The following is a 16,542-nucleotide window of genomic DNA, read 5'->3' on the forward strand; positions in this document are numbered from 1 at the left end:
TGAATCATAATAAATTTAATTATTAAAGTGTGTTTTAATTTAAAAAATAGTTAAAAGTGAGGCTATCTTAGAATGTTTTTTATTATTCTAAGATAGCCTCACATATTAATATGTAAATTAGTTAGATTTATACTAACAATAATTTTATATATTTAATTATTAAATTAAATATATAAAATGACAAAAAACACTAGCCATATATATGGAAGTGTGGTAATATAAATTCTATGTTAAAAGTACAGACTACCCCATATTATTTATGGGGTAGTTCTTATTATACAAATGTAGAGATTAAAAGTCAATAGTAAATTAATAAAATATAAAAATAAATTGTATGGGAGAAGATAACATGAATAGTAAGTATATTTTTGTAACAGGTGGAGTAGTTTCATCCTTAGGAAAGGGTATTACAGCAGCATCTTTAGGTAGACTTTTAAAAAATAGGGGATTAAATGTTACAATACAGAAGTTTGATCCATACCTAAATGTAGATCCAGGAACAATGAGTCCATATCAACATGGAGAAGTATTTGTTACTGATGATGGTGCTGAAACTGATTTAGATTTAGGACATTACGAAAGATTTATTGACGAAAATTTGAGCAAAAGTAGCAATGTTACTACTGGTAAAATTTATTGGTCAGTCATATCTAAAGAAAGAAGAGGAGAGTATTTAGGTGGAACTGTTCAAGTAATACCTCATATAACTAATGAGATAAAAGAAAGAATATGTAGGGTAACAAAGGAAAAGGCAGTAGATGTGGTAATAACTGAAATTGGTGGTACTGTAGGAGATATTGAATCCTTACCATTTTTGGAAGCTATAAGACAAATTCAGTATGAAGTAGGTAAGGAAAATGTGTGTTTTATACATGTGACTTTAGTACCTTATCTAGGAAAAGCTGGTGAATTAAAAACAAAGCCAACTCAACATTCGGTTAAAGAATTAAGAAGTATAGGAATTCAACCAGACCTAATAGTTTGTAGAGCTGAAAAGGAAATATCAGATGAATTGAAGGCAAAAATAGGTTTGTTTTGTAATTTAGAAGGTAAAAATGTAATACAAAATCTAGATGCAGAGCACTTATATGAAGTACCTTTAATGTTACATAAGGAAGGTCTAGATAGGTTAGTATGTGAAAGATTAAATTTAGAATGTACGGATATTGATAATTCACAATGGATTAATATGGTTAATAAAATTAAAAATTTAAATGAGAAAATTAAGATTGCTTTAGTTGGTAAATATGTAGAACTACATGATGCGTATATCTCTGTAGTTGAGGCTTTAAGTCATGGTGGATATGCTAATGATTGCATAATAGAAATGAAATGGATAAATGCAGAAGAGGTAGCAAGATATAATTCGGATGAAATTTTTTCTGATGTGAATGGGATATTAGTACCAGGGGGATTTGGAGATAGAGGAATAGAAGGCAAGATTGAAGCTATAAGGTGGGCAAGGGAGAATAAAAAACCTTTATTTGGGATATGTTTAGGTATGCAATGTTCAGTTATAGAATTTGCTAGAAATGTACTTGGATATGAAGGAGCTAATAGCTCTGAGATTGACCCAAATACAAAATATCCAGTAATAGATTTAATGGCAGATCAACAAGAAATTGAAAACTTAGGTGGTACTATGAGACTTGGTTTATATCCATGTAAACTAGACAAAAATTCAATAGTGGCTAGTGAATATGATGAAATATTGGTAAATGAAAGACATAGACATAGGTATGAATTTAATAATAAGTTTAGAGAAGAATTAGTAGAGAAAGGTATGAATATTACTGGGACAAGCCCCGATGATAGATTGGTAGAAATTGTTGAAATAAAAGATCATCCGTGGTATGTATCAGTGCAATTTCATCCAGAATTGAAATCAAGACCTAATAATCCTCATCCTTTATTCAAAGGATTTATAAGAGCTGCAATTAGAGATAAGGAAAGTAAATAATATAAATAATAAAAGAAGCATTTTTCTAGAATATTAACTGATATCTATAAATTTGATAGCAGTTCAATAGAAAGATGCCTTTTATTATTTATTTAAAGAGCTTTAATAAGTATAAAACCATACATATACAAGCATAATAGGATTATGATTTATTTGTTACTATTCAATTGAGAATAATTATCAAAAACTATTGACAATACCGCGAAGATCCGATATTATTTAATTGAGAATAATTTTCAATTAAGGAGGATGTGTTATGAAAATAGTTTATTGGTCAGGTACAGGTAATACAGAGAAAATGGCAGAATTAATTGCTAAAGGAATCAGAGAAGAAGGAAAAAATGCAGAAGTAATCAATGTTGCTAATGCTAACAGTAGCATCTTTGATGATGAAAATATAATAGTATTAGGATGCCCATCTATGGGAGATGAAGTATTAGAAGAATCTGAGTTTGAACCTTTTATTGAAGAGATATCTTCAAAAATATCTAAAAAGAAAGTTGTTTTATTTGGATCCTATGGTTGGGGAGATGGAAAGTGGATGAGAGATTGGGAAGATAGAATGCTTTCTTATGGATGTGAAATAAAAGAGGACTGTTTAATAATTTGTGGCGAACCAGAAGATGAAGATGAATGTATAAATTTTGGTAAAAAAATAACACTTTTATAGGTAGGTAATGAAAATGACATGTTTAGAATTTTATAATAAGTTAGAATCTATGAATGGTGAAGAATATATTAAAAACTTTTTAATTTATAATACTTCATTGGTGATTGCAAAGGTTAAACCAGCTGCTACTATTACTTTTAAAAAATATAATAGAAATTTATATAGCAACTGGGGTTCAATGGGAAAAGCGTTTATTCAAAGTATAGGTCTTGACTTTATAGAACTAAGAGAATCTGATGATTCAATTGTAGTATTAATTTATAATCAGCGTTTACTTGAAAAATATATAGGGAAAGAAGAAAATAAAGAGTTTTTAATAGGTCTAGGCTATTCAGAAAATGGAACTATTATAGAATATTTAAATGTGTTAAAAAATAGATATAAAGAATTTAACTGTCCACATGAATTAGGTATTTTTTTAGGAATACCAATTAATGACGTGAAAGATTTTATTAACTGTAATGATAAGAAGTGTTTATTGTGTGGATATTGGAAAGTGTATAATGACTGTATTTCAGCTCAAAGAATTTTTCAATCTTATGATCAGGTTAAGGAATATACAGTAAATTCTATATTTAAAGGAATTGAAGGAAGTACTTTAGTGCAAAGTATAGAAAATAATTTTAGTTTTTATGGGTAAGGCAAAAGTAGCGATGAATAAAAAAACAGAGTGTGTAAACTCTGTTTTTTTATTTAAATGTTTAAGCAAGGCCTAGAATTCGAACTAGAGTTGTTATCGTAAAACAAATTACAATACCTGTTATGGTAGGAATTGCAAAGGAAATGGCGGTCCATTTAAAGCTTTGAGTTTCCTTTTTTATAGTTAAACAAGTTGTACTACATGGCCAGTGCATTAAAGAAAATAACATTACATTTAATGCTGTGAGCCATGTCCAACCATTTGAAGTTAGAAGTTGTCTTAGTTGAATTAAACTATCAAATTCCAATAAACTTCCAGTGGCTGTATAACTCATAATAATAATAGGAATTACAATTTCATTAGCAGGAAAACCAAGTATAAATGCCATTAATATATAACCATCTAAGCCTATTAAATTGGCGAAGGGATTTAAAAAATTAGCACAATGAGCTAGTAGACTAAAGTTTCCAATTGTAATATTAGCCATTATCCAAATAACTAATCCAGCAGGTGCTGCTACAACAACTGCTCTACCTAAAACGAATAGAGTTCTATCCAATATAGAGCGGATTATTATTTTCCCCACTTGTGGTTTTCTATAAGGGGGAAGTTCTAGAGTAAAGGATGATGGTACTCCTTTAAGTATAGTTTTAGATAGAATTTTGGATATCATTAGGGTCATAAATACTCCTAATAGGATTACACATGTTAGAATTAATGAAGATATAATAGATTGTGATGGTCCAACAAAAGTGCCAGCAAAGAACATGGTGATTATAGCAATTAAAGTTGGAAAACGTCCATTACAAGGTACAAAATTATTTGTAATAATTGCAATTAGCCTTTCTCGAGGGGAGTCTATAATTCTGCATCCAATTATTCCTGCTGCATTACAGCCAAATCCCATGCACATAGTAAGAGCTTGTTTTCCGCATGCACAGCTTTTTTTAAAGAAGTTATCTAAATTAAACGCTATTCTAGGTAAATATCCTAAATCTTCAAGAAGTGTGAATAATGGGAAAAAAATAGCCATTGGAGGAAGCATTACAGCAATAACCCAGGCTAAGGTTCTGTAAATTCCTTTTATTAGAACACCTTCTAGCCACCAGGGTGCACCTAAACCTAGTAAAAATACACTAAGTCTATCTTCAATCCAGAAGAGTGAAGTAGATAAAAGGGATGAAGGGTAATTAGCACCTGTAATTGTTATCCAAAAAACAACACATAAAAGTAAAATCATTATAGGTATTCCATATATTTTAGATGTAAGAATTCTATCAATTTTTCTATCAGTAATATTATATTTATAATTCTCTTTTGTAACTACTTTCATGCTGATTTTTTCGGCTTTACTTACTAAAGTAGTTACTAATATATCCCTAAAATGTTCTCCCGTTATGTTATAAGTAGTTAAAAGATTAGTTGCTTCTATTATCTTTATTTTAATTATTTCATTATTTAGCATGTTAATATTTAAATATTTATTCAAGGATTGAATTAGACTAGGGTCATTTTCTAATAATTTTAAAGAAATCCATCTAGGGTTAATTTTAGAAGCTATATTTTTTAGAGCTATTTTTACTTCTGGTTCTATTAGTGAGATAGAATCTTCTAAAACTTTATCATACTTAATTTTAATAGGATTTATAGGCACTTCATTATTTGTGAGATTATATACTATATCCATTAATTCTTTAAGACCATATCCTGTGGTAGCGCTAGTACCTACAGTAGGAACACCGAGAAGTAAGGAAAGTTTTGTTAAGTCTACATTAATTCCTTTTCTTTTAGCTTCATCTAGTAGGTTTACACATATTACTACATTGTTAGTTATTTCTATAGTTTGAAGTGCTAAGTTTAAGTTTCTTTCTAGACAAGTAGCATCAAGGATAACTATAGTGGCATCAGGATTACCGAAACAGATAAAGTCTCTAGCAACCTCTTCTTCTACAGAGTTAGCCATAAGAGAGTAGGTTCCAGGTATATCAACTAGTATAAAGGATTTATCCTTGTGAGTATATCTTCCTTGTGCATTGGATACTGTCTTTCCAGGCCAATTTCCAGTGTGTTGGTTAAGTCCAGTTAAGCTATTAAAAATTGTGCTCTTGCCTACATTGGGATTACCAGCTAGAGCAATTATTTTATCTGAGGGGGAAGCACGATCTATATTAAGTTCTTTTTCTAAAGCGCTAACTCCGGTAGATTGATTAGTTAATCCCATTAAAAAACCTCCTATAATAAATTATTGTATTATTTAATCTTATATAATTATGAAAAGTTTAGGGTAAGCATAGATTGTGTTACATAATGTCTAGTAATAGGCTTCAGATGAAGTTACTATTCTATCTGAAGCCTATAATGTTTTGCAAATAAGAATAAAACTAATATATTTTTATTCTTATAATGAAATGCTTTAGTAGGCTTACCACATTAAAGTGCTTCAACTAATATGTTAGAAGCATCTTCTTTACGAATTGCAATTACTGCTCCACGAATTAAATAAGCTACAGGATCACCAGAAGGACTTTGATTAAGAACTTCTATTTCTGTATTGGATATAAGTCCAAGATCAAGCATTCTGCGTCTTATAGATCCACTAGAGGTAAGAGTTTTTACTTTGCATTTTTTGCCCATAGATAAATCTGTTAAGGGTAATATTCTAGATGACTCTATATAAACATTTGAATTTTTATTCATACTGTTAATCTCCTTTTAAACTTTTTGTATTTATAATTAATTAAGTAAGTTATAGTACTTCTAATTATTTTTAATTAATCATATATTTAACTAGTTAGAGTAGGGAAAAAATCTTTCCCTACTCTAACATATGATTATTTATATATTCATGATACTATTTTAAAAATACTATTTTAAAAATAAAGTAGAAATATTTAATAGTTTTTAATTATTTATATTTTAGTGTTTATAATCTAAATAAATATGTAATAGAAATGGAAGGTTGAAAATTTGTTAAGGAACAAAATATAATTTATAGAATATGGAGGATAAAGTAAGTGGATAAAAAATTTTATACAGTTAGAGCATATGAACAGAAGCTATTTGATGATAGATTAATCACTGCATCCATGGAAGATTATGTAGAGATGCTTTATAGATGCACTATGGAAGGGGAGGATTATATAAGACTTAATAAGCTGTCTGCAATGCTAAATGTTAGGGATTCTTCAGCCTCCAAGATGATGCAGAAGCTCGGTAAGCTAGGTTTGATTGATTATGAAAAGTATGGAATTATAAGACTTACTGCTCTTGGTATAAAGGTAGGTAAATATCTTTTATGCAGACATAATACAATAGAAAAGTTTTTGAAATTTTTAGGCTCTGATAGTGATATACTCATAGAAACAGAGTTAATTGAGCATGTGGTAGGTAGTGATACTGTAGAGAATTTAAATATATTTAATTGCTTTATAGAAGATAATAAAAATATTTTAGATGAGTATAGAACATTTAGAGAAAAGTACTATAAGAATGAAGATATTGAGGAAATATAAAAAAGCTACCTAAACGCTATAGCTTTAAGGTAGCTTTGTAAAGTTTATCTAATTTTATATTTTAAGATTTAGGAAGTTTAATTATTACCTTAAATAAGTCTCCGTCACATTTCACTTTAAGAGTACCTTTATGGAGTTCTACTATAGTTTTAGAAATAGCAAGGCCTAAACCAGAACCATCTATTGTAGAATTTCTAGATTTATCGCCTCTAACAAATCGTTCAAGAATATCATCTTCATTAAAATCTAAATCATATTTTGATATATTTTTTACTATTATCTCACATTCTTTTTCACATTCAATAACTTCAAGATAAATTCTAGAGTTTTCAAGTGAATATTTTATAGCATTGCATATTAAGTTATCCATAACTCTTGAAATTCTAGCACCATCTAGGTGTAGGTGACAATCTTTATTTCCAATTACTTTAAAGGTAAGACTCTTATTTTCACCTAAAAAGCTTAGTTCTCCTAGACTCTGATGAATTAGTTCTACAATATCTACATCGCTTTTATTTAAAATAATTTGTCCAGAGTTCATTTTTGACATTTCAAATAAGTCTTCAACAAGCTTTTTAAGTTTAGTTGATTTATTATCTAGAATGGTAACATAATCCTTTATTTCGCTTTTATCAAGGGATTCATCTTTAAGTATATCTACATAATTTACTATGGAAGTTAATGGGGTTTTTAAATCGTGGGATACATTAGTTATAAGTTCAGTTTTTAACTTCTCACTTCGAATTCCTTCTTCAACTTTCTTGTTATAGCTTACCTTTAAATTGTTTATTTCCATTGCTAAGTTGGATAAATTACCAAGATTTTTAGCATTTATATCTACATCCATATCTCCATCTTCAATTTTTTTAAGATATTTGATTAAATTATTCTTATTATTTATGCTCTCTAAATATCTAACACATGTACTTGCTATAATTATAAAAAAAGTTGATTTTATAAGGAAACTATTAAGATTCCTGTTGAAGTAAAAAAAGTAATCATTAGAATTAAACACATAGGATAGTGGAAAATACATTACCCAAAATATAAAAAGTCCTAATAGTGTAGTATCGAAAAATAAGTTTTTAAATACATCCTTAATACTTACAAAAAAAATATTAATAGATTTTATTAGCCTAAAAATAAGTAAATTGTTAAAATTACGTATATATTTTTTTATTCCAAAAATTTTAATACAGAAAAATTGTTTAGTTAACAAAATCATAAATATAATTAATAGAGGAATAGAAAAATAAAATCTAAGTCTTATGAAGTTTGCCATACTACTATATTTAGCACCACGAATAAAGTAAAGTTCCTCTAATTCAGCATTAGGAGAGGTATATGCACCATTGTAGTAACCTCTTGGAGCTGAATAATGGGATAAATTATTAGAACTATAAACTACCACATCATCTTCTTTAGATAATTTTATTAATGCATCTTTAGGTGGAAGTTCATTGAATGGATAATCTGAAAACCAATTTCTATTAGAAAACCACCTATTATTAGTTTTATCAATCAGTAAAACTCCAATATCACCAATAAGAGAAGTTTCTAAGGAGTTTTGTATAACTTTTGCATCATTATCAGTTTTACAATAGAGAATTTTTGAAAATCCTTCTGTAACACTTAGTAAATTTTCTCTGAAATTGATGACATCATTTTGTAACATCTCATTCTTAAAAGTTTTTTCGTTAATAATAGCAGTTCCATAAAAACTATATCTATTGGTATAATTATCATAATCAGATAGAGTTATTTGAAGAAATTTTGGAAGAACAGTTATACCTATAATAAAAACTATCAGTATTTCAATTAAATTTATATTTTCGTTAGAGGCATTAATCCATTTTTTAATTAATTTTTTAATAGTAGAAGTCAAGGTTTAACCCTCCTTTAACTAGGATTTTCAATTTTATATCCAACTCCCCAGACAACTTTTATATATTCTGGATCTTTAGAATTAATTTCAATTTTTTCACGCATTCTTCTAATGTGAACAGTTACTGTATTCTCGCTATGGTAAAATGGAGCTTTCCATACATTTTCATATATTTCTTTTATAGAAAAAACTTTACCGTTATTAGAAGCTAGTAATAGTAATATTCCATATTCTGTAGCTGTCAGTTTTACAGGCTCATCCCTTAGGGTTACAGATTTTAGGGTTGTATCAATAATTAAGTCTTTAATTATAATTTTATCTTTTAAATTTACATTTTCTATATCAAGAGGTTTTTCATATCTTCTTAGTTGAGATTTAACCCTAGCTATAAGTTCAAGATGATTAAAAGGTTTAGTTATATAATCATCAGCACCACTATTTAATCCAATAATCTTATCAAGATTTTCAGATTTAGCAGACAGAATTATTATAGGTATATTTCTATTTTCTCTAATTCTTAAACATGTCTTTATACCATCAAGTTTTGGCATCATTACATCTAATAATATTAAATGAATCTTTTCTTCTTCTAAAATTTGAAGAGCTTCAATTCCATCGTAAGCCTTTAACACGTTTAAGCCTTCACGCTTTAAATATATTTCTATAGCATTACATATTTCAACTTCATCATCTACTACTAAAATATTGAAATTTGACATACTATTGAGCACCACCTTTTATTTTTAAACATTTTTTATGATTTACAATTAATATTTTACAACATAAATACACAAAAAGTATTAAAACTTTATTACTAATTATAATAACTATAATTTTAACTAAAAAAAGAATAACTCATAGATAATTTTAACTTAATAAATTATCTATAAGTTACATTGAAGTTGATAATAAAAACATATATATGAGATTAAATTTATATAGTGATATTTAATAATTATATAGCCCAATTACCATTTACAAATATAGGGGATTTTGAACCATCAAAGCCAATTCCAGTAATATTTAAATCAGAGGTTCCTATCATGAAGTCAACATGAGTCAAAGAGTCATTGCCGCCTAGAGCTAACACTTCTTCAGTAGTTTTGTTTGATCCATCTTTCACACATAAGTTATATGCTTTACCTAAGGCTAAGTGACATGAAGCATTTTCGTCATATAGAGTGTTAAAGAAAACTATATTGGAATTTGAAATAGGAGAGTTAAATGGAACTAAAGCAACTTCTCCAAGGAAATGAGATCCTTCATCAGTTTCAATTAATGACTTTAAGGACTCATAGCCTTCTTTAGCTTCAAAATCAACAACTCTACCATCTTTAAAGGTAAGAGAGAAGTTATTAATTAGGTTGCCACCATAGTTTAGAGGTTTTGAGCTAAAGACCTTACCATTAACTCCTGTTTTCTTTGGCATTGAAAAGATTTCTTCTGTAGGCATATTTGCAATAAATTCTATTCCCTCTGGAGTGTATTCTGCACCACCTATCCATAGGTGATTATCCACAAGCTCTAAATTTAAGTCTGTACCTAGAGAGTTGGTGTAGTGAAGATATTTAAAATTTTTCTCATTAAGGTAGTTTATTTTTTTAATTAAATTTTTCTTGTGATCCTCCCAAGCTTTAACTGGATTTTCTTGATCCACACGTACTATATTAAATATGTTTCCCCATAGTTTATTTATTGCTTCATCCTCAGAAAGATTAGGGAATACTTTAGTTGCCCAACCTTTAGTTGGTAGAGCTATTATAGACCAAGAATTTTTATTACTCATAAGTCTTTCGCTAAATTCTCTTGTAGCTATGCTAGAGGATTTTTGTGAAGCTACAATTTTTTTAGGATCTACATCTTTTAGTAGTTCAGGATTTGATGCACTTATACTTAAAAAGCAAGCTCCATCTTTAGCATAGGTGAGCATGGATTCTTTCATCCAATCTGGATATGATTCAAAAACATCTATAGGGGAGTTGAGATATTTGAGTTTAGCACATTCTTCATCACTCCAATGAACAACAACTTCTTTTGCGCCAATTTTATAGGCCTCGTCAACAATCATTCTCGTGAAATTAACGCATTCTACAGGTGATTTTATAACAAGAATTTGATTAGGTTGTACGTTTACACCGATTGATACACTAAGTTTTGCATATTTTTTTAATAACTCATCATTTATTTTCATATACTCAGATCATCTCCTTAATAATTGCGTAATAATTTTAAATTATTCTAATAAAGTAAATTATTAATTATTTTTATTATATATGTAAAACTATTAAATTTCTATACAAAATTATTTTATAGTATAGGTTTTTATGTTAAAAAGATATTATAAATATAATTTTGAAATATTTACATTTATTTTTCATAATTATTATAAATCACTAAAAATCAGCATAAAAATAAGTATAACATATTTTAGGAGGATATATGGATAAATTAATTTATTTAAATCATCTTGCAAAAGTATTTTCTAATAATTTTCATTTAGAAATAAATAAGAGCCTAATGAATAAAAGGATAGATATTTATGGAATTTGGAATATGAAATTTGGAAGAAGCTTTATTTCTGAAAATAAAATAATTGATGAATATGAGTGTAATGAACATTGTTTGGTAGTCAGTGAAGATAGAGTTGATGAGGAATTTTTAGATGATTTTATAAATTATCTTAAGAAATGCACGGTAAGTATAGTTAATCCACACAAGAATCATAAAACTACCTACATAACTGGAATACTTGTGACTAAAAACATAAATGATGAAGATATTATGAGAAAAATTAAAAGATTTAATTATACTAAGAATTATAGAATGAGTTTTTATGGATGGAGTATTTTAAGGCTTATTGTAGTAGATTTGAATAACGGTGAAATATATCATAATAAAATATCTAAAGATATAATTGACAGGTTATCCTTTGATAAGGTTAATATAAATTAATCTATAATCGGCATTTTCTTTGTTTAATATAACTTAGTTAAAAATAAGGTTTATAATTTTATGACCTTGTTTTAAATATAAAGGGGGTTTTGGTATGAATTCATTAGCTTTATTATTAATTTGCATAGCTATATTCATTGTAGCCTATGTGACTTATGGAGCCTTTCTTGCTAAAAAATTTGGGATTGATCCCAAAAGAAAAACTCCAGCACATACACTAAGGGATGATGTAGACTATTGTCCAACAAATTCAAAGGTATTACTTGGACACCATTTTTCATCTATAGCTGGAGCAGGTCCAATCACAGGACCTATCCAAGCGGCTATATTTGGATGGTTACCTGTATTATTGTGGATAATCATAGGAAGTATCTTTATAGGCGGAGTTCATGATTTTGGATCATTAGTTGCATCTGTAAGGCATGATGGGAAAACAATAGGTGAAGTTATTAAAGTAAACATTGGAGAGAAAGGAAAAAAATTATTTAATATATTTGGATGGGTCACAATTGTATTGGTAGTAGCAGCTTTTACAGATATTTGTGCATCTACCTTTGCTTATGATCCTGCTATTCCAGAAAATTTGATGGGAGCTCAAGCTGGAACAGCATCTATGCTATTTATTGTATTAGCAGTGATTTTTGGATTTAGTGTGTTCAAAAAAGGTGCTAAGTTATCAGTAGCTTCAGTAATAGGGATAGTGCTATTATTATTTTGTATTTATATAGGATATATATTTCCAATTATTAAGTTGTCAAAGCTTGGATGGCAAATATTATTACTAATATATATTTTCTTAGCATCTACATTACCTGTTTGGTTATTATTACAACCAAGAGATTATTTATGCTCATTCCTACTATACGGAATCATTATAGGTGCTCTGCTTGGAATAGTAATAAAAAGACCTGCTATGGAATTAGCTGCTTTTAATGGTTTTAATATGGGTGGAAAAACTCTATTCCCATTCTTGTTTGTAACTGTTGCTTGTGGTGCTATTTCAGGTTTCCATTCTCTTGTGAGCTCAAGCACCACATCTAAACAGATTGATAGAGAAGAGCCGGATGCTAAACTTATAGGATATGGTTCTATGTTAATTGAAGGTATAGTAGCTGTTATAGCTCTCATAGCTGTAGGCTATGTAACCAAAGCAGAAGGTACACCTGCTGTTATATTTGCAAATGGTGTTGCTAATTTTATGAGTGGATTCGGAATACCTCAACAAGTAGGTATAGTGTTTGTTACTTTGTGCTTTTCAGCTTTTGCTCTTACAAGCTTAGATACAGCTACTAGGATTGGAAGATATATTTTACAAGAGTTATGTGAGGGAAAAGGTGGTAAAAAGAATATTATAAGCAAAAACATGTATGTATCAACTGGAATAACTGTTTTAGCTTCCTTTGGTTTAATCCTTTATGGATATAATAAGATATGGCCAATATTCGGATCCGCTAATCAACTTTTAGCAGCTCTTGCACTTTTAGCAATAACAGCATGGCTTACTAAGAGTGGAAAGAAAGCTTTAGTTACAATTATACCCATGGTATTAATGTTTATTGTAACATTATCTGCTTTAGGTCTATTAATTAAAGATTATATTTTCTCATCAACTCCCAATTATATATTAGGTATAATTGCACTAATACTATTTATTCTTGCTATAGTCTTAATAATAGAAGCGTATAACACATTAATACGAAATAATAATTCAAAGAAAAATGTTAATAAGACTATATTAAAGTAGTTAGCATATTTTATAGAAAATAAAAAGTAATATCTACAGTAAAAGAGCCTATTTATGAATTAATTAATAGACTCTTTTATTATGGTATAATAGAATATTTATTATGTAATGATATACATATATAATAAAATTTTGTTGTGAAATTACGTAAGAGTTGCATAAGAGTATTTCATCTGGAGAATATTTATGTTATAAATAAATATGAATAATGAATTTAATAGGATATATATAACGACAAATTACTAACACAATTCATTAATGGAATGAATAAGTTTACAATGGATTTATCCGATGACTACCAGTTCTAGTACTCCCTCTTTTTAAAAGTGAGAGTTAAGAGTTGGTATGTCCCTGGATAACGATTTCTAAGCTTCGGAGAAGCTAAGAAATCAGTTTATTTAAGGTATAAAAGTTTTTCAAATATAAGGAGGTGAACTTTAGTAAGTACAGTACTTATTGGTACAAACTTCTAAAGTTATTTATGTTTAAGGAACATATAGATGAAAATAAAGAGCAGATTATAAAAGATTTGATAGAATTAGTAAAAATAAGAAGTGTAGCTTCTCATAAAAAGCCTAATATGCCTTTCGGGGAAGAAGTTCACAAGAGTCTTAGGTTTGTGTTAGACAAAGCTAAAGATATGGGATTTAAAAGTCAAAGCTTTTGCGGATACTGTGGTCAAGTAGATGCTGGATGTGGTGATTATACAATTGGTGTTTTATGTCATGTAGATGTGAACGAAGAAGGAGCAGGGTGGACAAAACCCCCATTTTCAGGAGAAATTTATGATGGTAAGATATATGGACGAGGTATTGTAAAGGCAAAGGCACCTTTAATAGCTTGTCTATACGCTATGAAATTCTTAAAGGATGAAGATTTAATTCCAGAAGGAAAAAAAATTAGAATGATTGTGGGGGCAGATAAGGAGACTGGAATAAAAAGCATAAATTATTATAAGGAATATGAAGTAGCTCCAGATATAGGGTTTACCCCAGACGGTGTATTTCCTGTTATATATGGAGAAAAGGGTATAATGAATTTTGATCTTCATATGGAATTTTCAGGTGGCTTTGATGCGCCTATCAATATAGTACAAATAGTTGGAGGACAAAGTATAGATACTGTACCGTCTAAAATTAGTATTATACTTAGTTGTGAAGATATATTTAAAGATAAAATTGAAACGGAGCTAAAAAGGTTTTCAAAACTTCAAAACATAAAATATAAAACTATAAGTCAAAATAAACTTATGAATATAGAATTTATAGGTAAGGAAGCTGATAGTAACAACCCGGATAAAGGAGTAAATGCCATATCCTATGGACTTAAGTTTCTTGAGAATTTTGAGGAATTTATTGATAAAAGAGAATTTGTTCATGAATATAATAGATTAATTTCTACTTCATACAATGGAGAAAAAATAAATTGTAAATTACAAGATGAAGATTCTGGTAACTTTACTTTTAATGTGAGCACCATAAATTTAACTAGTGATAGAGTTGATATAAAGGTTAATATCAACTATCCTATATCATATGTATATAGTGATGTATTAGAATTAGTTAAAGATGGTTTTAAGTATTCTTCTCTTGAAATAAAAAATCTAAGTCACCTAAGGTCAGTTTCCTTTTCTAAGGATAGCTTTGTAGTAAAAAAACTTATGAAGGCTTATAGAGAAGTTACTGGTGATGAAGAATCACAGCCTTACGTAAGTTCAAAAGGAACCTATGCAAGAGTCTTGAGTAACCTGGTATCCTTTGGACCTATACTTCCTAAAAATAAGGGGTTAAATTATGCAGTTGATGAGTTTATTACTTTGGATGAATTTATGGATTTAGTAGAAATATATGCTATGGCTATATATGAACTATTGAAATAAAATTTAAAATTGTTGAAAGGGGTGGAGGATATTAAGAAAAAAAACATACTATTGCTTATAACTATTTTCTGGATTAGCTTTATATTTTATATGTCATCTCAACCGGCGGTGGAATCTTCAAGTTCTAGCTCTAAAATAGTAAATGTTATATTAAGTACTTTAAAATTAGATGAATCTAAGGGGGAAGTATTGACTGTGATAGTTAGGAAGGGAGCTCATTTTACAGAATATTTCATTTTGGGTGGTTTAGTTACAATCACCTGTGGAGCTTTCAATAAAAAGAAAAATAACTCTTTTATTCTATTATCTTGTATATTAGTGGCTTTAAGCGATGAGTTTTTGCAGAGTTTTATTATAGGTAGGAGCTCTGAAGTAAGAGATGTACTAATTGATTTTAGTGGTGTAGTTACATTCTTTATAGTAAATTATATGGCTACCCATATAAAAATAGTGAAAAGAGGACAATTTTATGAATAAGTTTAAATTATACCATATGTTTGTGTACATAGGATGGTTTGCTATTATATATTATTGTATTTTAAAGATATTTAACTTCCATATAGCCTTTGCAGGGTTCTGGCTAATAGTAGCTATATTGAGTTATATAACTCATTGGATTTTAAAAAATAACCTTACAGAAAATTCCTCAGGAAAAGTATTAACTGTAATTGTTTCTATAGGTCTTATAATTTTTTGTGTATTAGAAGGATTAATTATATATACTGGCACTATTGAGGATGACCGTATTACAGATTATGTTTTAGTATTAGGAGCTGGAATAAATAAGGAACAAATATCTAAATCTTTACGTTTTAGACTAGATAAAGCTATAGAATATAATAAAATCCATGATAATATACCTATTATAGTTAGTGGCGGCATGGGTAAAGATGAGGATATCACTGAAGCTTTTGCTATGAAGAGATATTTAGTAAGTAATGGAGTAGATGAGAATAATATTATAATGGAAGAAAAGTCTACTAATACCTATGAGAATTTTAAGTTTTCAAAAGTAATAATGGAAAATAAAAGTAAAGAAAAGGACAATATAAGTGTTACCTTAATAACCAATAGATTCCACATGTTTAGAGCTAAGTACATAGGAATTAATACGGGATTAAAGATATATTGTTATAGTGCTAAAAATGAAATAATTACATCATTGAATTTTTATGTGAGAGAAAGTTTTGCTTATGTAAAGGAGTTAATTTATCATTATATAAAATAAAGTTAAACAGTACTGTATGTTGATTTTATTATTGAAAAATATTAACGTAATTAATTTAATAATATGTATATT

General features: G+C 28.5%; 14 protein-coding genes. 9 read left to right on the forward strand and 5 right to left on the reverse strand.

Translation table 11 applies throughout. The features are described 5' to 3' along the window. Positions 1–349: 349 nt before the first annotated feature. The 3 genes from B3B03_RS12405 (at position 350) to B3B03_RS12415 (ending at position 3,270) form a co-directional block, all read left to right on the forward strand. A complete protein-coding gene (locus B3B03_RS12405) occupies positions 350–1,960 on the forward strand; it encodes a CTP synthase (RefSeq protein WP_346877462.1) in 1,611 nt (536 codons plus the stop codon). A 256-nt stretch (positions 1,961–2,216) separates the two neighbouring features. Further along, complete coding sequence (locus tag B3B03_RS12410) at positions 2,217–2,630, forward strand: flavodoxin (RefSeq protein ID WP_346877463.1); 414 nt, start codon at positions 2,217–2,219, stop codon at positions 2,628–2,630. 13 nt (positions 2,631–2,643) lie between these two features. Then, on the forward strand, positions 2,644–3,270 hold the full coding sequence (locus tag B3B03_RS12415) for a DUF3793 family protein (protein ID WP_346848050.1): 627 nt from the start codon (positions 2,644–2,646) through the stop codon (positions 3,268–3,270). A 61-nt stretch (positions 3,271–3,331) separates the two neighbouring features. On the opposite strand, the gene feoB is transcribed toward B3B03_RS12415, so the two are convergent. After that, positions 3,332–5,491, reverse strand: coding sequence for a ferrous iron transport protein B (gene feoB, locus B3B03_RS12420; protein WP_346877464.1), 2,160 nt, complete (start codon positions 5,489–5,491; stop codon positions 3,332–3,334). Between the two features lie 209 nt (positions 5,492–5,700). Next, a complete protein-coding gene (locus B3B03_RS12425; protein ID WP_346848052.1) occupies positions 5,701–5,967 on the reverse strand; it encodes a FeoA family protein in 267 nt (88 codons plus the stop codon). Between the two features lie 317 nt (positions 5,968–6,284). Here B3B03_RS12425 and B3B03_RS12430 point away from each other — a divergent pair, with 317 nt between their 5' ends. Continuing rightward, entirely contained in the window at positions 6,285–6,782 is a 498-nt protein-coding gene (locus tag B3B03_RS12430; RefSeq protein ID WP_346848053.1) for a metal-dependent transcriptional regulator, read from the forward strand. Positions 6,783–6,843: 61 nt separating this feature from the next. Here the strand turns inward: B3B03_RS12430 and B3B03_RS12435 are convergent, their stop codons facing one another. The 3 genes from B3B03_RS12435 to B3B03_RS12445 form a co-directional block, all read right to left on the reverse strand. Then, the gene (locus B3B03_RS12435) at positions 6,844–8,667 is read right to left on the reverse strand and encodes a HAMP domain-containing sensor histidine kinase (RefSeq protein WP_346877465.1); all 1,824 of its coding nucleotides are present in this window, start codon (positions 8,665–8,667) and stop codon (positions 6,844–6,846) included. A gap of 14 nt (positions 8,668–8,681) precedes the next feature. Continuing rightward, positions 8,682–9,386, reverse strand: coding sequence for a response regulator transcription factor (locus tag B3B03_RS12440; protein WP_346848055.1), 705 nt, complete (start codon positions 9,384–9,386; stop codon positions 8,682–8,684). Between the two features lie 236 nt (positions 9,387–9,622). After that, positions 9,623–10,858 (reverse strand): aminopeptidase, encoded by a 1,236-nt coding sequence (locus B3B03_RS12445; RefSeq protein ID WP_346848056.1) that lies wholly within the window; start codon positions 10,856–10,858, stop codon positions 9,623–9,625. A 248-nt stretch (positions 10,859–11,106) separates the two neighbouring features. Here B3B03_RS12445 and B3B03_RS12450 point away from each other — a divergent pair, with 248 nt between their 5' ends. The 5 genes from B3B03_RS12450 (at position 11,107) to B3B03_RS12470 (ending at position 16,470) form a co-directional block, all read left to right on the forward strand. Then, positions 11,107–11,619 (forward strand): hypothetical protein, encoded by a 513-nt coding sequence (locus tag B3B03_RS12450; protein WP_346877466.1) that lies wholly within the window; start codon positions 11,107–11,109, stop codon positions 11,617–11,619. 94 nt (positions 11,620–11,713) lie between these two features. After that, on the forward strand, positions 11,714–13,363 hold the full coding sequence (locus tag B3B03_RS12455; RefSeq protein ID WP_346848058.1) for a carbon starvation protein A: 1,650 nt from the start codon (positions 11,714–11,716) through the stop codon (positions 13,361–13,363). A gap of 481 nt (positions 13,364–13,844) precedes the next feature. Then, positions 13,845–15,242 (forward strand): Sapep family Mn(2+)-dependent dipeptidase, encoded by a 1,398-nt coding sequence (locus tag B3B03_RS12460; RefSeq protein WP_346877467.1) that lies wholly within the window; start codon positions 13,845–13,847, stop codon positions 15,240–15,242. A 21-nt stretch (positions 15,243–15,263) separates the two neighbouring features. After that, on the forward strand, positions 15,264–15,719 hold the full coding sequence (locus B3B03_RS12465) for a VanZ family protein (RefSeq protein WP_346877468.1): 456 nt from the start codon (positions 15,264–15,266) through the stop codon (positions 15,717–15,719). Continuing rightward, entirely contained in the window at positions 15,712–16,470 is a 759-nt protein-coding gene (locus tag B3B03_RS12470) for a YdcF family protein (RefSeq protein ID WP_346877469.1), read from the forward strand. The genes B3B03_RS12465 and B3B03_RS12470 overlap by 8 nt, the downstream gene beginning before the upstream one ends. Positions 16,471–16,542 lie beyond the last annotated feature (72 nt).

Source organism: Clostridium sp. UBA5712 (genome assembly GCF_002419845.1).
Taxonomy (GTDB): domain Bacteria; phylum Bacillota; class Clostridia; order Clostridiales; family Clostridiaceae; genus Clostridium_J; species Clostridium_J sulfidigenes.